The following is a 20,124-nucleotide window of genomic DNA, read 5'->3' as shown; positions in this document are numbered from 1 at the left end:
TCCACTGCATCGACCACCCCCTGCTTAAAAGTCAGGGTGTAGTCGCCTTGAGTCCGCTTTCGTCCAGTTCCCATCTCGCTCTCCTAAGAAAAGGCGGGAAATGACAACTTAACCCAGGACGGGTCACTGTAAATTTAAAAGCCGCCTTGGTCAGGCGGCTTTTTTCATTATGGGCAACTGCGTACGCTGAGACGGCCCGTGTCGCGGAAGGGATCGCGGCCGTTGTTGGATTCCTTGTAGTAACAGACCACCGCACCACCCGGCAAGCGCCATTTGGTCACCCGGCTGCCGTCCGGCGCCACAAACTCCCCTATCGCCCCACTGCCGCCGCCCTTGTAGGCCTTGCCGATGGCGGCCGCCAGCGCGCTTTCATCATTGACGTATTTGCGGTCGCGCTGGGTCCAGGCATCCTTGCGGGCCTGCTGGTCGGCCGCCAGCGCGCCCCTCAGTGCGCGCTGCTTGAGGTCTTCCTGCGGCTTGGCCGGCGCGGCAAAGGGATCGGCGGGCAAAGACGGCTCCGCCGCCAGCGGCGCGGGCTCGGCAGGCGGCACGGTAATCGCCTGCGGCTCGGCGTGCACGGGCGCGGCCACTGGCGGCGCCTTCGGTCCGGCGGCGGCGCGCACCGCACGCTCCGGCCGCATCATAGGCCGCACCGGCCGCGGCAGCTCAGGCGGCCGAGGCGGCTTGAGCGGCGTCAGAACATAGGTGATCGGCGCATGTGGCGCGATATGGGCCGCATGCGGCCTCTCAGGCGCTTTCCAGGCCATGAAGGCCAGCAGGTGCGCGCCGCCGATCAGCGCCAGCCAGCCGCGCCGGCGCCAGCGTGGTGTTTGCAATTCGATGATGCCGCTCCAGAATTAGCCGAAAAGCAATTCTGTCCAGCCCCGCCCTGCCGGGTCAACGCCCAAATAAAAAAAGCCACCGCACGCTACCGTGGGTGGCTTTTAACGATACCGGGACAGCTTAGCGCTTCTTGTCCGCGGCAACCTCGTCCGGACGCAGCTGGGCGGCCAGCTTGTCCAGCACGCCGTTGACATATTTGTGGCCATCGATGCCGCCGAACGACTTGGTCAGCTCCACCGCCTCGTTGATGACGACGCGGTATGGAATTTCCAGGTTGTTCTTCAGCTCGTAGGCGCCGATCAGCAGCACCGCGTGCTCGATCGGCGACAGCTCGGCGATGCCGCGATCGACCAGCGGTGCAAAGGTCTGGCGCAATTCCACCGACGAACCGATGGCGCCGTTCAGCAGCACGGTGAAGTGCTCGGCATCGGCCTTGTCGAAGCCGTGCGCGCCGCGGATGTGGTTGACCACCGTGGAGGCGGATTCGTTATTCAGCAGCCACTGGTACAACCCTTGCAGCGCGAACTCGCGCGCGCGGTGACGCGGCGTGCGGTTCTTGCTTGGGTTGGCGTGCAAAGTCTTCTCGTTCATGTGGTTCTACCTTTATTCTGAATTACTCGTCGTCGCCCTGATCCTGGCTCAGCTCTTCCAGAGCGATGGTCAGGTTGGCCATTTCCACGGCCACGCGCGCGGCGTCGGCGCCTTTGACGGCCATGCGCACTTCGGCTTGCTCGTCGGTCTCGGTGGTCAGGATGGCGTTGGCGATAGGAATACCATAATCCAGGCCGATACGGGTGATGCCCGCGCCCGATTCGTTCGACACCAGCTCGAAGTGGTAGGTTTCGCCGCGGATCACCGCGCCCAGCGCGATCAGCGCGTCGAACTGCTGCGACTCGGCCATCTTTTGCAGCACCAGCGGCACTTCCAGCGCGCCCGGCACGGTCACGTGCAGGATGTCCTCGTCGGCCACGCCCAGGTGTTTCAGCTCGGCCAGGCAAGCCGACAGCAGGCCGTGGCAGATGTCTTCGTTAAAACGGGCTTGTACCACGCCGATGCGCAGGTCTTCGCCGTTCAGATTGGTTTCGTAGCTTCCTACGGTCATGATGGCCTCTTGTATGTTGGTTGAATTAATTAGGTTTGGCGACGTAGCCGGTCACTTCCAGATTGAAGCCGGTCATCGACGGCATCTTGCGCGGGCTGGCCAGCAGCTGCATCTTGCAGACGCCGACTTCGCGCAGGATTTGCGCGCCAATGCCGTAGCTGCGCAGGTCCATGCTGGCCGCGCGGCCTTTCGGCTTGGTGTCTTCCGGCTTGCACAGCGCTTCGAACTGGTTGAAGAACTGCTCGGCGGTTTCTTCGCAATTCAGCAGCACGATCACGCCGCTGTCAGCCGCCTTGATCGCCGCCATCGAGGACGACAGATTCCACGAGTGGGTGGTGGCTTCCGATTCCAGGATGTCGAGGATGGACACCGGCTGGTGCACGCGCACCAGGGTTTCCTTGCCCTTGACGATCTCGCCATGCACCAGCGCCAAGTGGGCCGAGCCGCTCGGCTTGTCGCGGTAGGCGATCATGCGGAAGTCGCCGTGGGCGGTCTTCAGCGTGCGCTCGCCGGCTTTTTCCACCAGCGATTCATTGCGGCTGCGGTAGTGGATCAGGTCGGCGATGGTGCCGATCTTCAGATTGTGTTCCCTGGCGAATTCCAGCAGGTCCGGCAGACGGGCCATGGTGCCGTCGTCCTTCATGATTTCGCAGATCACCGAGGCGGGCGTCAGGCCGGCCATGGCGGTCAGATCGCAACCGGCTTCGGTATGGCCGGCGCGCATCAGCACGCCGCCTTTTTGCGCCTTCAGCGGGAAGATGTGGCCCGGCTGGACGATGTCCGACGGCTGCGCATCCTTGGCCACGGCCACCTGGATGGTCTTGGCGCGGTCGGCGGCCGAGATGCCGGTGGTGACGCCTTCGGCCGCCTCGATCGACACCGTGAAGTTGGTGCCGAAGGCGGTGCCGTTCTTGGTCGACATCATCGACAGTTCCAGCTGGTTGCAGCGTTCCTCGGTCAGCGTCAGGCAGACCAGGCCGCGCGCGTACTTGACCATGAAATTGATGGCTTCCGGCGTGACGAAGTCCGCCGCGAGCACCAGGTCACCTTCGTTCTCCCGGTCTTCTTCATCGACCAGGATCACCATGCGGCCAGCGCGCAATTCGGCGACGATTTCTTCGGTGCTGGAAATTGACATTTTTAATCCTTCAAGGCTGAGCGAGAGTATTTCATTAACCCGCTATTTTAAAGGATTTAAGCCTGCCCTACCGTAAAACCCGCTTTTTCGACAAGCCACATGGCATTCCTGCCAACATTACCTTACCTGGCCGCGCTGCCCACCGACACCATGCGCTCGACGTAGCGGGCGATCAGGTCGATTTCGAGGTTGACCTTGGCGTCCACCTTCAGGTGCTTGAGGGTGGTGACGGCGATGGTGTGCGGGATCAGGTTGATCGAGAACTGGCACACCAGATCGGCGCCGCTGCCGATGTCGGTCACGCGGTTGACGGTCAGCGACACGCCGTTGACCACGATCGAGCCCTTGTAGGCGAGGAATTTGGCCAGGTCGTGCGGCGCTTCCACCACCAGTTCCCACGACTCGCCCACCGGCTCGAACTTGCGCACCACGCCAAGGCCATCGACGTGGCCGGACACCAGGTGGCCGCCGAGGCGCTCGTTCAGGGTCAGCGCTTTTTCCAGGTTCACTTCGGTCAGCGTGTCGAGGCCGACCGTCTTGTTCAGGCTTTCACGCGAGACATCGACGCGGAAGTTGCTGGCGTCCTTCTCCACCACGGTCATGCAGGCGCCGTTGATGGCGATGGAGTCGCCCAGCGCCACGTCGGCCAGCGGCAGGCCGCCGGCATTGATGTCCAGGCGTACGCCCGCGAACGAGCCGCCTTCCAGCGGTTTGACGGATTCAATTTTGCCGACAGCGGCGACGATACCAGTGAACATAGCTTTTCCTAATGAGTGAATCGGGCAAGGATACGCAAATCTTGGCCGATCTGCTGAACCTCGTGAAATTTCAAATTCTTTTTGTGCGCCAGGTCGGTCAACGCCGGCAGGGCAAACATGCCTTGCGCGTCGCCGATCAGGGTGGGCGCGAGGTAGACCAGCAGTTCGTCCACGCAGCCTTCGCGGATCAGCGAGCCGTTCAGCTTGCCGCCCGCTTCCACGTGCAGTTCGTTGATCTGGCGCCGGCCCAGTTCACGCATCAGCTCGGGCAGGTCGACCTTGCCGGTGGCGTTGGGCAGCAGGATGACTTCGTTGCCGGCGGCGGCCAGCGCCGCCTCCTTTTCCGGATTGCCGGCGGCGGCGGCGATCCACGTTCCGCCGCCTTCCAATATCTTGGCGGACAGGTCGATTTCAAGCTTGCTGTCGACCACGATGCGGCGCGGCTGGCGTGGCGTCTCGACGGCACGCACATTCAGCTGCGGATTGTCGGCCTTGACGGTGCCGATGCCGGTCAGGATGGCGCAGGCGCGAGCACGCCAGTGATGGCCGTCGGCGCGCGCTTCCGGACCGGTGATCCATTGGCTCACACCGTTGCGCAGGGCGGTCATGCCATCCAGGCTGGCGGCGGTCTTCATGCGTACCCACGGCAGGCCGCGCGTCATGCGCGAGAAGAAGCCGATGTTCAATTCGTAGGCTTGCCCGGCCAGCAGGCCGACATGGGTGGCGATGCCGTTGGCGGCCAGCTTGGCCATGCCCTGCCCGGCCACCAGCGGATTGGGGTCTTCCATCGCCGCCACCACGCGGCCCAGGCCGGCGCGCACCAGCGCGTCCGAGCATGGCGGCGTGCGGCCGTGGTGATTGCACGGTTCCAGCGTGACGTAGGCGGTGGCGCCGCGCACATCGTGGCCGCGCGCCTGGGCGTCTTTCAGCGCCTGGATTTCGGCGTGGTCGCTGCCGGCCTTCTGCGTGACGCCGGCGCCGATCACCACGCCGTCGCGCACGATCACGCAGCCGATGTGCGGGTTGGGCGCGGTGGTGTACAGGCCTTTGGCGGCCCACTCCAGCGCCAGCGTCATGCCTTCCAGATCGTTACGGATATTCACTTTATTCCTGCCTGACTAGTTGTCGCGACATTATAAAGGCTTGTTCAGTCGGCTGCGCCGCTGCAATTGGAGGGTTCCCTCCTGGGATCGCAGGCCCGGGCACGGCCCAGCATGTTGATGATGATGTTGCGGCTGTCGTCGCCTTGCGTGAGGGTGAGCGTGCCCCAGCGGGCGGTCAGGCTGCTGTCGGCGCGGCAGGTGCGGCCGGCGGCGTTGTAGGCGATGTAGGCGGGCATGCCGCCGGAGGTGAAACGGGAGGCGATGCCGATGTCGGCGCGTAGCGGGTCGTGGCGGTAAATGATGGCTTCGCCAGCGTCCGGGCGGCGGTTGCCGTTGCGGTCCTGGAAGATGGCCCAGCCGCTTTGCCAGTTGACGCCGGCCGGGTCCAGAGGCGCCATCAGCACTTTGGCGCCGCGTGCCATCGCTTGCGCGCGGGTCAGATCAATGGCGGCCAGCAGGTCGTTGGTGGCCGCTTGCAGCCGCAGGCGCTGCATGGACTGCTGGAACGCCGGCGCCGCCACCCCAAGCAGGATGGCGGCCAGCACGAGCACGACCAGCAGCTCGATCAGCGTCAGGCCGGCTTGGCGCTTCATGGCCAGCATCCCGCAGCGGGGCCGCTGGCGAGGCGAAGGCCGGCGCTGGTCAGCGTCAGGACGCGGCAGTCGTCGTCGCGGAAGCGGCTGTCGACCATGGCGGTGCCCGGACGGGCGATCAGTTGCACGCATTGCGAGATCAGCTCGCCATCGCAGGCCTTGCCTTCGATTTCGTAGGCGCTGGTTGGCGCGCTGGCGCCGCTCCACCAGTGGAAGTGGCGCGCCTCGCCATCCGCCATCCCTGCCGAAAACGCCACGTAGCTATTGTGCTGCGTGTGAAAGCGCTCCTGCTGCATCATCAGCGTCAGCAAGGCCGATCGCGCCTCGCCGCGACGCGTGCGGACCACATGCTGCTGATACGCCGGCACCACAAGCGCCATCAGCACGCCTGCGATTACCAGCACCACCAGCAGCTCGATCAGGCTGAATCCGGCGCGCTTCATTTTGCGGCCTCATGCAGCTCGCGCCAGTTGACGATTTCACGCCAGCTGAGCCGTCCGGTGCGGCGCGTGGCTGTCATGCTGCCGCTGACAGTCAAGGCGCCGCCGCTGCCCGCCTGCACCACGGCATAGGTCTTCTCCTGACGGACGCGGCCGATGGCATCCGGCCCGCTGCGGGTGACCGACTGCGGCAGCAACATCGGCGTGGGTACGTAGTCCGGCAGCATCAATCCCGTGATCGGCGCATCATGCGTGGAAGCGGTCGTCACGCTGCCCTCGTCCGGCAAGCCGGTGATCACATTCAGCACATAGCTTCGGCTGCGTGTGGCGCTGCACACATCCGCGCCCGGCAACACGGTGTTGAACAGCACCGCGCCATCGGCCAACACGCCGGTGTTGACGCTACGCTCGCCCGGTTGCGTGAAGTCGATGTACCAGCCTTTGCTGCCGGGCGCCATGCGGCCATCCGAACCGTCAAGAAAGCGCTGCGTCAATTGATGACGGCCGGTGATGATGTCCGGCGGCGATTGCAGGCTGTCGATGATGGCGTAGTAGGACTGCCTGGCCGTAGCCGCACGGTCCGCGCGTTCGATCAGGCGGCCGGTGCCGAACATGACCATGTAGCCGCGCAGGTTGGCGTAGGCCAGCAAGGGTGTTTGCGTGATCGGCTGACGATGGCCCTCCGCATCGCGCGCAACGAATAGGAGCGTCTTGGTCCAAGGCGCACTGCCGCTGAAATCGAATCGCCACAGATTGCCTTGCAGGTCGCCGGCGTAGGCGTATCGCAGCGCGCCGTCGCTATCGTTGAGCAGTACCGGGGCGCTGAGCGCGTCGGAGGCCGGTGTCCGGATGCGGAAGTAGTTGCCATTCAGCCGCCAGCCCTGATCGCGCGGTTTGTCGAGGGCCAGCAGGAATAAGGCGCCCGGCCCGCCGCGATTGATGCCGCTGGCGACGATGGCGAAATGGCGGTACACATCGCGCCGCGTGTGCACCCTGGCGATCTGCGGAAGCGTGGTGACGTTGCCCATCAAGGGATCGTCGCGACTGGTGAATTCCCACAGTGCACCGAGGCCGTCGGCGAAATGGGCGGGATCGGTGACGTCCAGCGCGAACACGCCGGGTGCGCCGCCGCCCATGGCGGAGAGCAGAATGGTCCTGGTGCCGCCATCGATGCTGGCCTGGCCGGCGCTGGCAGGGCCGTCAACGTAGGCGCGGTGCACGTAGACGGGATCGGTCAGGCGTGGCAGCCCGGCCATCACAGCGTCCGGCACGTAGGCGAAGAGTTCGATGCCGCTGCTGGCGTCGAAGGCGTGCAGCATGCCGTCATTGGCGCCGAGATAAACGGTTGCTGCGCGGTCAGGCGGGGCGACATGGACCGGTGTGCTGTGCACCGCGTCGCCAAGGATGCTGCCGCGGCGGCGGAACTGGATGCCTTCCAGCGAGCGGTCGCCGCGCAGGTAAGCCAGGCGCTGCTCGCCGGCGTGGTCTTCAAGGTCGAGCAACGTTTGCTGGGCTACCGACAGCGCGGGCCACTGGAACGGGATTGTCGTTAAAGCGCCGTCGGGCTGGACGATGGCGGTATATATCTGCCGCCGCTCCGGCGCAGGGATGGGCGGGCTGGTGGCAGTCCCCGTCAGGAGCGCACCGGCGTCCCAAGCCACGGCGGAGGCGCCTCCGACAGCAGCAGGCAGCCGATAACGCGAAAAGTGCCCGCCCCAGTCCGCCATATCCATCGTGGCCTGATACAGATCGCCGCCGCTGCCCGACGCCGGCGACGCGGCCGGCCGCAGCAAGGCCAACCCGCTCGCCTCGCCCGCTCGCGCGGCGCTACCCGGCGCGCCCGGCCGACACACGGCGGCAACAGGCCAGCTATCGATCGCCAGCCCCGGCGGCTCAGCGCGCAAAGCGGCCGCCGCGCAGATCGACAGCGCCACCAGCCCCGCGGCGACCAGCCTTGCCGCTGACACCCCTCCTGCCGCAATCATGGCAGCCTCAGCACCCCACGCCTCCGCTGCCGCTGCCGCTGCGACTATCCTCGCGGCCCACGCCGATGCGACGGCAACCGCATCCCTCACGGCCGCCGCTGCCGTCACGGGCCTCGCAACCGCTGCGGCGACGACATCCGTCGCGGCCGGCACGACCTGCCATATCTTTTTCATGGCGCCTCCTCCGGCTTGCTGAACACGCTTTGCAGCACGACCTCCGTCTCCGGCTTGGCGCCGAAGCCTATCGCGGTGACGCGGTAGCAGTAGCGCGGCGCCGCGCCGGCCGAGGCATCGTCGCCCGCCTGATGGCACACCATCCGCTCGATGATGTACTGCGGCTTCCGGAACGGCTGAAAGCCGGTCCCGGTCTCCATCACCGCCGAGGTGCGCGCGCCGTATTTCACCGTGCACGCCTCGCCGGACAAATCGACCTGCTGCCAGACCGGCTTCGCCCCGCGCGGCGCCCGCTCGTACCAGCCGGCGCCGCAATCCGCCGCAAACGGCCCGCCGCTGGCCTGTATATCCCGCTCCGCATCTTTCAAGGCATCCTCCGCCACCAGAAACGCCACGTCCCGGTCGCGCTCGCCGCGCGCGGCCTTCTCGCTTTGCAGACTCAACAACGCCGCCGACACGCCCAGCAGCATCACCATGATCAGTAGCACCAGACTGACCAACAACGCCATCCCCCGTTGCCGCAACATGATTCAGCCATCCCGATTCCGCAACGCCACCGTCATGCCGAACAGCCGCCGCGCGCGCTGCCGCTGCGACGGCGGCAAACTCCCCTCGACCACCCGCACGCCGACATCTTCCGCATGCGCATCGGAATACGCCGCCCCAAACAAGTCATAACGCGCCTCGACCGTATCGGCACGCGTGTTGCGCTCGCCGTGCAGCAACAAGGCCAGCTTGATACTGCACACGCGCTTCCAGCCATCCAGCGCGCGCACCGCCGTCGCGTTCAGATATGTGTTGGGCACGCCATCGGCCGGCGTATCGGTATCGACGCCGTACAGCACCTGAAACGAATCGACGCCACGCACCACCGCATCCGCACCCCAGCCCGCCGCGCTGCGATACTTGCAGCGCAACTCCGGTTCGCCGCCGGCATCGGCGGCGACGTAGAAAATGCTCCAGCCACGCGTGGCGCCCGCCACGCCGAAGCCGGCGCAGTTCACGGCGGAGCCGTCGCCATTGGCGCCAACGCCGGAACCGGCAAAGCGCAAAGCCAGCACATCGCTGCCATGCGCTACCGCCGGCAAGGGCGCGCTGATGCCGTCGCTGCCACGGCTGATGCTGGCAGCATCCAGCCCATCCACCGAAGCAGGCAACTCCGGCGGCGCCAGATCGCCATCCCAGTCGACATACGCCCCCTGCCGTATCGCCTGCGCCATCACCTGCAAGGCATAGCGCCCGCCGTCACCCAGCCAGACGTTATCGCTCTGGTTGCGGTAGTTGCTGCCGGAGGCGATCAGCAGGCCGCTGGCCAGCAGCGTCAACAGCAAGCCGAGCACGATCGCGATCAGAAATTCGACCATGCCCCAGCCACGGCAACGCGCGGCGTTCATGGCGCGACTCCCACCGCCAGCGCCACGCCGGGCGCGTACTCGCCGGCCAGGTCTTGCAACGGCGTGCCATCCGGATGCTTGCCGCGCCAACCGACCTTGACCACCAGCGGCGCGGCCGCTCCGCCCGCGCAAGCCCAGCGCAGCTTGCCGCCGCTCCACAAGCCGGCGTCGCGGCAAATCACCACGCGGCCGGCCGGCATGCCTTGCCGCACTTGCAGCTTGGCTTCGTACATGTCGGCCAGCGCCAGTTGCGCCGAGGCGCAGGCATCGCCATGGCACAGGGCCGCGGGCGCCGCCGGCAGCGGTTCCGCGTAAGCGTCGTAATCGAGGGTGAGATAGAGGTCGGTCTGCGCCGGATTGGCGCGCATGCGTTCGACCAGCGAGGTGGCCATCTGCGTCGCCTGCGACAGCAGCAGCGCCTGATGCCGCGCCCGCAACGACGCCATCTGCAAGGCCACGCCGCCGATGATGCCCAAGGCAAGCACCAGTGCCGCAATCAGGGTTTCCAGCAAGGTATAGCCGCGTGCGCGCATGGCACACCTCCGCAAGTCGGGGAGACTGCGTTAGAAATTAACAGCGGCTACAGCAGAGAGTATGAGATAGATCAATCGAGCGTCAGCTCTTGCGCGGCGCCTTGCGCTCCTGGCCGACCTCGGCAATGGCGTTCTGGAACTCGGCCAGATCCTCGAAGTTTTTGTAGACCGAGGCAAAGCGGATGTAGGCCACGTTATCGAGGCGCTTCAGTTCCTGCATCACCAGCTCGCCGATGTAGCCGGTTTCCACTTCGCGCTTGCCGCTGGTCAGCAGCTTTTCTTCGATCGTCGCAATGGCGGCGTCCACCGCCGGCGCAGCCACGGGACGCTTGCGCAAGGCCAGCTCCAGGCTGCCGCGCAGCTTGGCCGAGGTGTACTCGGTGCGGCTGCCATTCTTCTTGACCACATACGGCATCACCAGCTCGATGCGCTCATACGTGGTAAATCGTTTATCACATTTTCCGCAGCGCCGGCGCCGGCGGATAGCATCCCCCTCCTCCGATACGCGCGTATCGAGGACTTGGGTATCTTCATGCTGGCAGAACGGACATTTCATAGAGGCGCTTTGGTAAATGACGCCGGCAACACGCCGGCGTCACGGTAATGCAATTACTTGGCGTAGACAGGGAACTTGTCAGCCAGGACCTTCACCGCCGCTTTCACGCGCTCGATGGTGGCCGCGTCGTGCGGGTTGTCCAGCACGTCCGCGATCAGGTTACCGACTTGTTCCGCTTCCGCTTCCTTGAAGCCGCGGGTGGTGAACGCCGGCGAACCCAGACGAATGCCCGAAGTCACGAATGGCTTCTGCGGATCGTTCGGGATGCCGTTCTTGTTGCAGGTCATGTGGGCCGAACCCAGGATCGCTTCCGCTTCCTTGCCGGTCAGGTTCTTCGGACGCAGGTCCACCAGCATCACGTGCGACTCGGTACCGCCCGATACAATGCGCAGGCCGCGCTTGATCAGGGTCTTGGCCAGCACGTCGGCGTTCTTCACCACTTGCTGCTGGTACTCTTTGAACGCAGGTTGCAGCGCTTCCTGGAAGGCCACGGCCTTGCCGGCGATCACGTGCATCAGCGGGCCGCCCTGGATACCTGGGAAGATCGCCGAGTTGATGGCTTTCTCGTGCTCGGCCTTCATCAGGATGATGCCGCCGCGCGGGCCGCGCAGCGATTTGTGGGTGGTCGAGGTGACGAAGTCGGCGTGCGGCACCGGGTTAGGATACAGGCCGGCGGCGATCAGGCCGGCGTAGTGGGCCATGTCGACCATGAAGTACGCGCCCACCGATTTGGCGACGGCGGCGAAACGCTCGAAGTCGATTTTTTTCGAGAAGGCCGAGGCGCCGGCGATGATCAGCTTAGGCTTGTGCTCCTTGGCCAGCGCTTCCATGGCGGCGTAGTCGATGTCTTCTTCGGCGGTCAGGCCGTAGGACACCACGTTGAACCACTTGCCGGACATGTTCAGCGGCATGCCGTGGGTCAGGTGGCCGCCTTCCGCCAGCGACATGCCCATGATGGTGTCGCCCGGTTTCAGCACTGCGAAGAACACGCCCTGGTTGGCTTGCGAGCCGGAGTTAGGCTGCACGTTGGCCGCTTCGGCGCCGAACAGTTGCTTAACGCGGTCGATGGCCAGTTGCTCCACCACGTCGACGTACTCGCAGCCGCCGTAGTAGCGCTTGCCCGGGTAGCCTTCGGCGTATTTGTTGGTCAGCTGCGAACCTTGCGCTTCCATCACGGCTGGCGAGGTGTAGTTTTCCGAGGCGATCAGCTCGATGTGGTCGTGCTGGCGGGTGTTTTCGTTCTGGATGGCGCCGAACAGCTCCGGGTCAACGCTGGCGAGGGTATGATCTTTTGCGAACATGAAAAAACTCCAATCGAATGAGTAATCTTTTACTGGCAGTTGGATCGAAAGAGAGAAGCCATAGCGGACCGGCAGCCTCTTCGTGCTTTCCATCGAGGGCTGCCCAGGCGAACGGCTGTTGAAATCTCACGTTTCCCGGTGGATGCCCACCTTTCGCCGGGTGATTTGCGTATCGCCCCGGCTTTTCGCCAGTTACGTGAGACGTAATGGAAGCCAGATTGTATGTGATGCGCCAGATTTGGGCAAGAAAAGCCATTGCATTATTAACAATTCCGCCTATAAGGGAATTTACGGATACAATTTTGGACACCTCATCCCACTGACAAGGACTGACCATGATCGTCTTCATCACCGGCGCCACCGCCGGCTTCGGCGCCGCGATGGCGCGCATCTTCGCCCAAAACGGCCATCAAGTCGTGATCAGCGGCCGCCGCGAAGACCGCCTGCATACGCTGGCCGCCGAGCTGGGCGACGCCGTGCGCTCCATCGTGCTGGACGTGACCGACCGCGATTCGATCAAGGCGGCGCTGGACAGCCTGCCGGCCGGATGGCGCGATATCGACGTCCTGATCAACAACGCCGGCCTGGCGCTGGGCGTGACGCCGGCCCACACCTCCTCGCTGGACGACTGGGACACCATGATCGCCACCAACGTCAGCGGCCTGGTGGCCATGACCCGCGCGATTTTGCCAGGGATGGTCGAGCGCAATACCGGCACCGTGATCAACATCGGCTCGATCGCCGGCTCCACCCCTTACCCGGGCGGCAATGTGTACGGCGCCACCAAGGCCTTCGTCAACCAGTTCACCCAGAACCTGCGCGCCGATCTGGCCGGCACCGGCGTGCGCTGCACCAACCTGGCGCCGGGCCTGTGCGGCGGCACCGAGTTCTCCAACGTGCGCCTCAAGGATGACGCGGCGGCGGCCAAGGTTTACGAAGGCACCACCCCGCTGACGGCCGAGGACATCGCCAACACCGCCTACTGGGTCGCCACCCTGCCCCCGCATGTCAACATCAACCGGATCGACATGATGCCGACCTGCCAGGGCTACGGCGCGCTCAACGTCAAGCGCAACGGCTGAGCACCAATCTGTAAGCCATTGTTACAATCCTTGGCAAGCGTTCAGGAAATCGCTTTACTCTTGCCAGGGGCAGCTTTGCGCGCCAGTTGATAATATTCAACCAAAACAACAATATCGCGTAGAATGTTGCTCAATCACATTAGTAGTCAAAACAACATGCCAGCAGATTTCATCTGGAACGTCCGGGTCTACTACGAAGACACCGACGCCGGCGGTATCGTCTATTACGCAAACTATCTGAAGTTCTTCGAGCGCGCGCGCACCGAGTGGTTGCGCGCCTTGCAAGTCAACCAGCACGACCTGCTGGCCGAGCACGACACCCTGTTCGTGGTCAAAAGCGTAAGCGCCGATTATCATGCGCCCGCAAAGCTCGATGATGAACTAAAATTAACGGTTAGTATCGAAAAAATCGGCCGCGCCTCCATCGTTTTCCACCAGGAAGCGTGGCGCGGCGAAACGTTGCTGAACACGGCGCGGGTCAAGGTAGGTTGCGTCGATTCTGCCCTGCGTCCGCGCGCCGTTCCCGCGATCGTCGCCGACAAAATGCGTCACACCACCAAAACAGACTGATAAACAATGAACGTCACCCAAGACCTTTCTTTCCTGTCCCTCATCACCAACGCGCACCTGATCGTGCAGCTGATCATGGCGCTGCTGTTCGTCATCTCGCTGACCAGCTGGACCTACATCTTCAGCAAGCTGTTCGCCATCAAATCGGCGCGCCGCCTGACGGTGGAATTTGAAAAGACCTTCTGGGCCGGCGGCAACCTGCACGCCCTGTACCAGAACGCCGGCAAGGACCGCGCCAACAGCGGCCCGCTGGCGCGCATCTTCGAAGCCGGCATGGGCGAGTTCATCAAGTCGAAAGCCGCCTACACCGCCAGCCGCGAGAACATGGACACCGGCGCCGTGCTGGACAGCGCCCGCCGCGCCATGCGCGCCGCCTTCCAGCGCGAGATGGATGCGCTGGAATCGCACCTGGCCTTCCTGGCCTCGGTCGGCTCGGTGTCGCCGTACATCGGCCTGCTGGGCACGGTGTGGGGCATCATGAATGCCTTCCGTGGCCTGGCCAACGTGCAGCAAGCCACGCTGGCCGCCGTCGCCCCCGGCATCGCCGAAGCGCTGATCGCCACCGCCATCGGCCTGTTCGCGGCGATTCCGGCCTTCGTGGCCTACAACCGTTTCTCGTACGACGTGGACCGCCTGGCGATCCGTTTTGAGAGCTTTGTGGAAGAGTTCTCCAACATCCTGCAACGTCAATCGCGCTAATCACTATGGCTTCTTCTTTCTCCAGCAGCATGCGTGGCGGCCGTGGCCGCAAGCTCAAGTCCGAGATCAACGTCGTCCCTTACATCGACGTGATGCTGGTGTTGCTGATTATCTTCATGGTGATGCCGTCAGCCAACGACCCGAGCGTGGTCGACCTGCCGCGCGCGGAAAAATCCACCAAGCCGCCGAGCGACTACGTGCAGATCGTGCTCAAGCCGAACGGCGCGCTGTCGATCGGCGTCAAGGGCAAGGACGAGGACGCGCCGGAAACCGCGCCCAACCGCGACGCCCTGGTGCGCAAGCTGCGCACCATCCACGCCGCGCATCCGGACTATCCGGTGCTGATCGCCGGCGACAAGGACAGCAAGTACGACGACGTCATTCAACTGATTTCGGAAGCGAAGAAACTGGGCATCACCCGCGTAGGCCTGTCGACCAAGTAAATGCAAACGATGAAACCCGCAACCGCAGGCGGTCCGTACAAGGTTCCGCGACAACACGACAACTGGCGTTCCGTCACGCTGGCTGTGGCGATGCACGCCGTGTTGTTGCTGTTCCTGTGGGTGGGCGTGAGCTGGCAAAACAATGAACCGACCGAAGTGCAGGCCGAAATCTGGGACATGAAGGTCCAGGACGCCGCGCCGACGCCAACGCCGGAACCCGCGCCGCAACCCGAGCCGGAACCGGAAGTGGTCAAGACGCCGCCGCCGGCGCCCAAGGTGGAAGCCCCGCCCGAGCCCAAGGAAGATCCGGAAATCGCCCTCCAGCGCATCAAGAAGAAAAAGCTGGAAGAAGAGAAAGCCGAGAAGCTGGAACAGGCGCGCCTGAAAAAAGAAGCCGACGAAAAACTGGCCAAGCTGGAAGCCAAGCAAAAGGCCGAGCAAAAAGCCAAGGAAGAAAAGGCCGAACAGGAAGCCAAAGAAAAAGCGTTAGCCGAAAAAGAGAAGAAAAAAGCCGCGGCCGAGAAACTGGCCAAGGAAAAAGCCGAGAAAGCCGCCAAGGACAAAGCCTTCGCCGCCGAGATGAGCCGCATCACCGGCGCCGCCGCCAAAGGCAGCACCGGCACCGCCGCCCAGTCGACCGGCGGCCGCGTGGACGGCGGCTATGCCGCCGCCATCCGCACCAAGATCAAGAGCAATCTGGTCTATGGCTCCGAGGACGACAGCCTGAGCGCCACCTACGTCATCACCCAGCTGCCGACCGGTGAAATCATCGGCGTGCGCAAGGTGAAAGGCAGCGGCTCGGCCGCTTACGACAATGCGATTGAAAACGCGATTGCCAAATCGTCACCACTCCCCAAGAAAAAAGATGGTACGGTAGAACGCGAACTTAACCTCGACTTCAAGCTGAAGGACATGCACTGATATGAAAAAACTGAATATGCTCTACACCGGCCTGGTCATCGCCGCCACCATGGCCGGCGTGGCACCTGCGTACGCCCAGATGCGGATCGAGATTTCCGGCGTCGGCAGCAACCAGATCCCGGTGGCCGTGGCCGGCTTCGCCAACGAAGGCGTGTCGCCGCAAAAAATCTCCGAGATCATCAAGGCCGACCTGGAGCGCAGCGGCGCCTTCAAAATCATCGACGCCGGCGTGATCACCGACGTCAACAACATCGACTACAGCGGCTGGAAAGCCAAGGGCGCCGACGCGCTGGTGGTCGGCACCGTCGACGCCTTGGCCGACGGCCGCTACGACGTGCGCTACAAGCTGCTGGACACCGTCAAGCAATCCAGAATCTCCAACCTGGACAAGGCCGTGACCGCCCAGTTCACCCGCCTGTCGGCCCACCTGATCGCCGACGACGTGTTCTTCAAGCTGACCGGCATCCGCGGCGCCTTCTCCACCCGCATCGCCTACGTCAAGCAGGAAGGCCGCAACTACCAGTTGATGGTGGCCGACGCCGACGGCGAAAACGAACAACTGGCGCTGCGCTCGAACGAGCCGATCATCTCGCCCTCGTGGTCGCCGGACGGCACCAAGGTGGCCTACGTCTCGTTTGAACAGAAAAAACCGGTGGTCTACGTGCAGAACCTGATCACCCGCGCGCGCACCGTGGTGGCCAATGAAAAAGGCAGCAACTCGGCCCCGGCCTGGGCGCCGAGCGGCAACAAGCTGGCGGTGGCCTTGTCGAAAGACGGCCACACCCAGGTCTACACCGTCAACGCCGACGGCAGCAACCTGCGCCGCGCCTCCAACAGCGCCGGCATCGACACCGAACCGCAATGGTCGGCCGATGGCGAAAGCATCTACTTCACCAGCGACCGCAGCGGCGGTCCGCAAATCTACCGCATGAACCCGGACGGCGGCGACGCCAAGCGCGTCACCTTCGGCGGCAGCTACAACATCAGCCCGCGCATCTCGGCCGACGGCAAGACCCTGGCCTACATCTCGCGCCGCGACGGCAACTTCCAGCTGTACGTGCTGGACCTGGCCAGCGGCCAGGAGCAGCGCCTGTCCGACACCACCAGCGACGAATCGCCAAGCTTCGCCCCCAACGGCAAATACATCATGTACGCCACCCAGGCGGGCAGCCGCAAGTCGCTGGCCGTGGTCTCGGTCGACGGACGTGTTAAACAACGCCTGACTACTCAGGCGGGCAACATCAAGGAGCCCACCTGGGGTCCGTTCATGCAGTAATTACGTTTCACTACTAGGAGAATCATTATGCGTAAACTCAGCAGTCTGGCATTTGCCATCACCACCGCCGCCATCCTGTCCGCTTGCTCGACTCCGGTCAAAGTGTCGGAGCCAGCACCCGTGGTGGAGCGTCCTGTAGACAAAGCCGTCACCCCGCAAGCCGACACCCGCACCGTGGCCCCGGTGGAAACCAAATCGCTGGACCCGCTGGACGATCCGAAAGGCGTGCTGGCTAACCGCAGCGTCTACTTCGACTTCGACAGCTACGTGGTGCGCGCCGACGGCAAGCCGGTGGTGGAAAACCACTCGGCCTACCTGGTGAAGAACAAAAACCGTTCGATCCTGGTGCAAGGCAACACCGACGAACGCGGCGGCGCCGAGTACAACCTGGCCCTGGGCCAGAAGCGTGCCGAAGCCGTGCGCAAGGCCATGACCACCCTGGGCGTGCCTGAGTCGCAAATCGAAGCCGTTTCGCTGGGCAAGGAAAAACCAAAAGCCACCGGCTCGAACGAAGAGGCATGGGCACAAAACCGCCGTGCCGACATCGTCTACAAGTAATCAAAAGCACTACCTTTTTGCCGGGTCACAGGCATAATACGGGGCGGCGCGCGGTTATCCGCGTCCCGCCCCGATTCTTTTTTTGATTTGTGTAGAAAGCGCCCGACATGATGAAATTCTCCAAATCCGGCCTGAGCGCCGCCCTGCTGGCCGCGACCGTCTGGCTGCCGCTGCAAGCCCATGCCGGCCTGTTCGACGACGACGAAGCCCGCAAAGCCCTGCTCGACCTGCGCGCCAAGGTCGAAGCCATGCGCACCGACCTGCAAGCGCGCATCGACACCAAGTCCGACAAATCCAGCACCCTGGACCTGGTGACCCAGAACGAAAACCTGCTGCAAGAGATCGCCAAGCTGCGCGGCCAGATCGAAGTGCTGGCCAACGACATCGCCAACACCCAGAAGCGCCAGAAAGACTTCTACACCGACCTCGACGCGCGCCTGCGCAAGCTGGAACCGCGCGAAGTGACCATCGACGGCAAGACCTCGCAAGTCGATCCGGGCGAACAGCGCGGCTACGACGCGGCCATGCAACTGTTCAAGGCCGGCGACTACAAGGCCGCCGGCAGCGCCTTGCAGGAATTCGTGCAGCGCTACCCGGGTTCGAGCTACGCGTCCAACGCCCAATACTGGCTGGGCAACGCCTACTACGCGCAGCGCGACTGCAAGGCCGCCATCGCGGCCCAGCTGGTGGTGCTGAAGAACTACGCCGACAGCCCGAAAGCGCCGGACGCCATGCTGAACATCGCCAGCTGCCAGACCGAGCTGAAGGACAAGGCGGCCAAAAAGACCCTGCAAGACCTGATCAAGCAGTATCCGGATTCGCCGGCGGCGGCCACCGCCAAGGAACGCCTGGCCGGCAAATAATTACCGCAGGGTATTTGACAGCTGGGCCGGCCTCCCCTATAATCTCGCTTCTTTCGGGGGTCGTTAGCTCAGCTGGTAGAGCAGCGGACTTTTAATCCGTTGGTCGCAGGTTCGAATCCCGCACGGCCTACCATTCCGAAAGTGCCCAGGTTACACACCTGAGGGTCGTTAGCTCAGCTGGTAGAGCAGCGGACTTTTAATCCGTTGGTCGCAGGTTCGAATCCCGCACGGCCTACCAAGAATTATCAAGGAAGCCCACGAATTTCGATTCGTGGGCTTTTTTGTTTCTGGTCGCTCTCTGGTCGCGCTGAGCAGCCCCCCCCTTCTTGTGTTGCCCTCTTCCACTAGGGCCTTACGCCAGTACGCCACACTTTGCACAGAGGCAAGTTCGTAAGCTTTGCCCCCTTCTCGCAATTTCGATACTTGTGCAAGTCCTTAATCTTCCCTCTTCCAAGGAAGAGGAATTGCAGGAGGTTCCCAACTGAAATCTATTCCGCCCACGTTAAATCCAATTGCGCCCACGGGAGGTGCATTAGTAGTCTCAGTCGAAAGACCGCCCCTCACCATGTCAGTCATCATGCTCATGTAGCACGCATCAAAAGCCTCCTGCAAAGCCAGCACCTCTGGCTCAGTCGTCACCTCAGGCGAGATTTTAAAGTTTGCGACGGTGTCAAAACCATTTGTTTGAGACCACATACTCACGGTAACAACCGAACTAAACTCCTTGGTATCTTTCTTTGCATACCGCTCTACCTGCTCCGCAAACATCTCATGAGGATAACTTCCAAATCCAGTATTTATCAGAATCAGCCCCCCAAAGAGGTCTTCCCGACCAAGAAATTTCTTAGTTTCCTTAATCTGTTTAGAAGCGGAGCGCACATGACCTTGTATGGGGCGACCTAAAATATTCAGATATTCCAAAAAATCGGATTTTGTCAAAACTGCCGGATTTAAGGAAACAGAACTTTCCCCTCGTGCGTATCGCTCAAAAATCTTGGCCAGTTTCGCTTGGTGTGGTCCTTTCTCCATACCATCCTCTTGCAGATCTTTAAGCTCAAAGATATATCGTCCTAAAAGATAATCTGCATTCCGAATGCCGCTGCCAAGCTGCGATGTATCTACGCGCTCCCCACCAGCACGGACAATGACCTTGTCCATAAAATCCTCATTGATTCGGGCAGGAAGAAGCAACTGGCGCGACTTCCCATCTCCACCTAAACCATCAAGCCAAGCCTTAAAGAAAATCCTGCCGCGTAATGCCTCTTCGTACGCTCGAAGAACTTCGCCTCCCTCTTCGCGAACACGGGCATCTATTAGCACATCCAAATTCTCGATACGAATAAGGGTCCAATGGCGCTTTTCTAGCTCACGGCGCACCTTCGCCTCAGCAGCGTCTCGATCGCTCCCTGTTACGAAAATGCAAATCGAGGCTGTTTCCCATTCATAGTATTTCGGATTGCTCTTCTTCGGAACTGCTCGAAGAAAGAATCGCAGCACTCTGGCCTGCAACATCATCGTAAACTCCTCACAAACAGCCGCAAAACACCTCAACACCCCTCGTCGCACCATCTAGCCCCTCCTCCAACCTACAGGAAGTCCAACCCGACCAGAAATGGATCAGCAGGCCTTTCCAAACAGCAATGATAGCTGTTGCAAAACGAATAATCCACGCAACACCTCATCTTATTAGCTTGTGGCGTTGCTACCGGCACCAGATCCACGGATTCGAACTCCGTGGCTCCGTCACGATTAAGCCGTGCGCGAAGCATGTTCTCGAAATGATAACATTTGG

General features: G+C 62.7%; 23 protein-coding genes, 2 tRNA genes and 1 riboswitch. Of the genes, 10 read left to right on the top strand and 15 right to left on the bottom strand.

The features are described 5' to 3' along the window. Positions 1-167: 167 nt before the first annotated feature. The 14 genes from GM676_RS32630 to glyA form a co-directional block, all read right to left on the bottom strand. Positions 168-836, bottom strand: coding sequence for a hypothetical protein (locus GM676_RS32630; RefSeq protein ID WP_267875639.1), 669 nt, complete (start codon positions 834-836; stop codon positions 168-170). A gap of 127 nt (positions 837-963) precedes the next feature. Further along, positions 964-1,434, bottom strand: coding sequence for a transcription antitermination factor NusB (nusB, locus tag GM676_RS17440; protein ID WP_155465018.1), 471 nt, complete (start codon positions 1,432-1,434; stop codon positions 964-966). Positions 1,435-1,456: 22 nt separating this feature from the next. Then, the gene (ribH, locus tag GM676_RS17435; RefSeq protein WP_155465017.1) at positions 1,457-1,945 is read right to left on the bottom strand and encodes a 6,7-dimethyl-8-ribityllumazine synthase; all 489 of its coding nucleotides are present in this window, start codon (positions 1,943-1,945) and stop codon (positions 1,457-1,459) included. Between the two features lie 25 nt (positions 1,946-1,970). After that, complete coding sequence (gene ribBA, locus GM676_RS17430; RefSeq protein ID WP_155465016.1) at positions 1,971-3,083, bottom strand: bifunctional 3,4-dihydroxy-2-butanone-4-phosphate synthase/GTP cyclohydrolase II; 1,113 nt, start codon at positions 3,081-3,083, stop codon at positions 1,971-1,973. A gap of 122 nt (positions 3,084-3,205) precedes the next feature. After that, positions 3,206-3,841, bottom strand: coding sequence for a riboflavin synthase (locus GM676_RS17425; protein ID WP_155465015.1), 636 nt, complete (start codon positions 3,839-3,841; stop codon positions 3,206-3,208). A gap of 8 nt (positions 3,842-3,849) precedes the next feature. Next, a complete protein-coding gene (ribD, locus tag GM676_RS17420; protein WP_155465026.1) occupies positions 3,850-4,917 on the bottom strand; it encodes a bifunctional diaminohydroxyphosphoribosylaminopyrimidine deaminase/5-amino-6-(5-phosphoribosylamino)uracil reductase RibD in 1,068 nt (355 codons plus the stop codon). 71 nt (positions 4,918-4,988) lie between these two features. Continuing rightward, positions 4,989-5,537, bottom strand: a complete 549-nt coding sequence (locus GM676_RS17415) for a GspH/FimT family protein (protein WP_155465014.1) — start codon at positions 5,535-5,537, stop codon at positions 4,989-4,991. Further along, positions 5,534-5,980 carry a type IV pilin protein gene (locus tag GM676_RS17410; protein ID WP_155465013.1) on the bottom strand — a complete coding sequence of 149 codons (447 nt, stop codon included), beginning with the start codon at positions 5,978-5,980 and terminating at the stop codon, positions 5,534-5,536. Before GM676_RS17410 ends, GM676_RS17415 begins: the two co-directional genes overlap by 4 nt. Further along, positions 5,977-7,962, bottom strand: coding sequence for a pilus assembly protein (locus GM676_RS17405; RefSeq protein WP_155465012.1), 1,986 nt, complete (start codon positions 7,960-7,962; stop codon positions 5,977-5,979). The genes GM676_RS17410 and GM676_RS17405 overlap by 4 nt, the downstream gene beginning before the upstream one ends. A 170-nt stretch (positions 7,963-8,132) precedes the next feature. Further along, a complete protein-coding gene (locus GM676_RS17400) occupies positions 8,133-8,645 on the bottom strand; it encodes a pilus assembly PilX family protein (RefSeq protein ID WP_155465011.1) in 513 nt (170 codons plus the stop codon). Positions 8,646-8,666: 21 nt separating this feature from the next. Then, a complete protein-coding gene (locus GM676_RS17395) occupies positions 8,667-9,530 on the bottom strand; it encodes a PilW family protein (RefSeq protein WP_155465010.1) in 864 nt (287 codons plus the stop codon). After that, the gene (gene pilV / locus GM676_RS17390; RefSeq protein ID WP_155465009.1) at positions 9,527-10,063 is read right to left on the bottom strand and encodes a type IV pilus modification protein PilV; all 537 of its coding nucleotides are present in this window, start codon (positions 10,061-10,063) and stop codon (positions 9,527-9,529) included. The genes GM676_RS17395 and pilV overlap by 4 nt, the downstream gene beginning before the upstream one ends. An 82-nt stretch (positions 10,064-10,145) precedes the next feature. After that, positions 10,146-10,619 (bottom strand): transcriptional regulator NrdR, encoded by a 474-nt coding sequence (gene nrdR / locus GM676_RS17385; protein WP_155465008.1) that lies wholly within the window; start codon positions 10,617-10,619, stop codon positions 10,146-10,148. Between the two features lie 53 nt (positions 10,620-10,672). Next, positions 10,673-11,920 carry a serine hydroxymethyltransferase gene (gene glyA, locus GM676_RS17380; RefSeq protein WP_155465007.1) on the bottom strand — a complete coding sequence of 416 codons (1,248 nt, stop codon included), beginning with the start codon at positions 11,918-11,920 and terminating at the stop codon, positions 10,673-10,675. A gap of 94 nt (positions 11,921-12,014) precedes the next feature. Next, a riboswitch (ZMP/ZTP riboswitch) is annotated at positions 12,015-12,126 on the bottom strand. Positions 12,127-12,255: 129 nt separating this feature from the next. On the opposite strand from glyA, the gene GM676_RS17375 reads away from it, so the two are divergent. The 10 genes from GM676_RS17375 to GM676_RS17330 all read left to right on the top strand — a co-directional run bounded on the left by GM676_RS17375 (position 12,256) and on the right by GM676_RS17330 (position 18,570). Next, a complete protein-coding gene (locus GM676_RS17375; protein WP_155465006.1) occupies positions 12,256-13,002 on the top strand; it encodes an SDR family NAD(P)-dependent oxidoreductase in 747 nt (248 codons plus the stop codon). Positions 13,003-13,158: 156 nt separating this feature from the next. Further along, a complete protein-coding gene (gene ybgC / locus GM676_RS17370; RefSeq protein WP_155465005.1) occupies positions 13,159-13,572 on the top strand; it encodes a tol-pal system-associated acyl-CoA thioesterase in 414 nt (137 codons plus the stop codon). 6 nt (positions 13,573-13,578) lie between these two features. Further along, positions 13,579-14,271, top strand: a complete 693-nt coding sequence (gene tolQ, locus GM676_RS17365; RefSeq protein WP_155465004.1) for a protein TolQ — start codon at positions 13,579-13,581, stop codon at positions 14,269-14,271. A 5-nt stretch (positions 14,272-14,276) separates the two neighbouring features. Continuing rightward, positions 14,277-14,714, top strand: coding sequence for an ExbD/TolR family protein (locus GM676_RS17360; protein WP_155465003.1), 438 nt, complete (start codon positions 14,277-14,279; stop codon positions 14,712-14,714). A 9-nt stretch (positions 14,715-14,723) separates the two neighbouring features. Next, positions 14,724-15,635 carry a cell envelope integrity protein TolA gene (gene tolA / locus GM676_RS17355; RefSeq protein ID WP_155465002.1) on the top strand — a complete coding sequence of 304 codons (912 nt, stop codon included), beginning with the start codon at positions 14,724-14,726 and terminating at the stop codon, positions 15,633-15,635. A gap of 1 nt (position 15,636) precedes the next feature. Beyond that, positions 15,637-16,911, top strand: a complete 1,275-nt coding sequence (tolB, locus tag GM676_RS17350; RefSeq protein ID WP_155465001.1) for a Tol-Pal system beta propeller repeat protein TolB — start codon at positions 15,637-15,639, stop codon at positions 16,909-16,911. A 27-nt stretch (positions 16,912-16,938) separates the two neighbouring features. Continuing rightward, entirely contained in the window at positions 16,939-17,469 is a 531-nt protein-coding gene (gene pal / locus GM676_RS17345; protein WP_155465000.1) for a peptidoglycan-associated lipoprotein Pal, read from the top strand. Between the two features lie 107 nt (positions 17,470-17,576). Then, positions 17,577-18,332: a tol-pal system protein YbgF gene (gene ybgF, locus GM676_RS17340; RefSeq protein WP_155464999.1), complete on the top strand. Its 756-nt coding sequence runs from the start codon at positions 17,577-17,579 to the stop codon at positions 18,330-18,332. A gap of 57 nt (positions 18,333-18,389) precedes the next feature. Then, a tRNA-Lys gene (locus GM676_RS17335) sits at positions 18,390-18,465 on the top strand. A gap of 29 nt (positions 18,466-18,494) precedes the next feature. Next, positions 18,495-18,570 (top strand) — tRNA-Lys (locus GM676_RS17330). Positions 18,571-18,767: 197 nt separating this feature from the next. Here GM676_RS17330 and GM676_RS17325 read toward each other — a convergent pair. Further along, complete coding sequence (locus tag GM676_RS17325; RefSeq protein WP_155464998.1) at positions 18,768-19,847, bottom strand: hypothetical protein; 1,080 nt, start codon at positions 19,845-19,847, stop codon at positions 18,768-18,770. Positions 19,848-20,124: the final 277 nt, after the last annotated feature.

This window comes from Duganella radicis (assembly GCF_009720825.1).
GTDB lineage: Bacteria > Pseudomonadota > Gammaproteobacteria > Burkholderiales > Burkholderiaceae_D > Rugamonas > Rugamonas radicis.
This window is presented reverse-complemented; position numbering and strand designations above follow the sequence as displayed.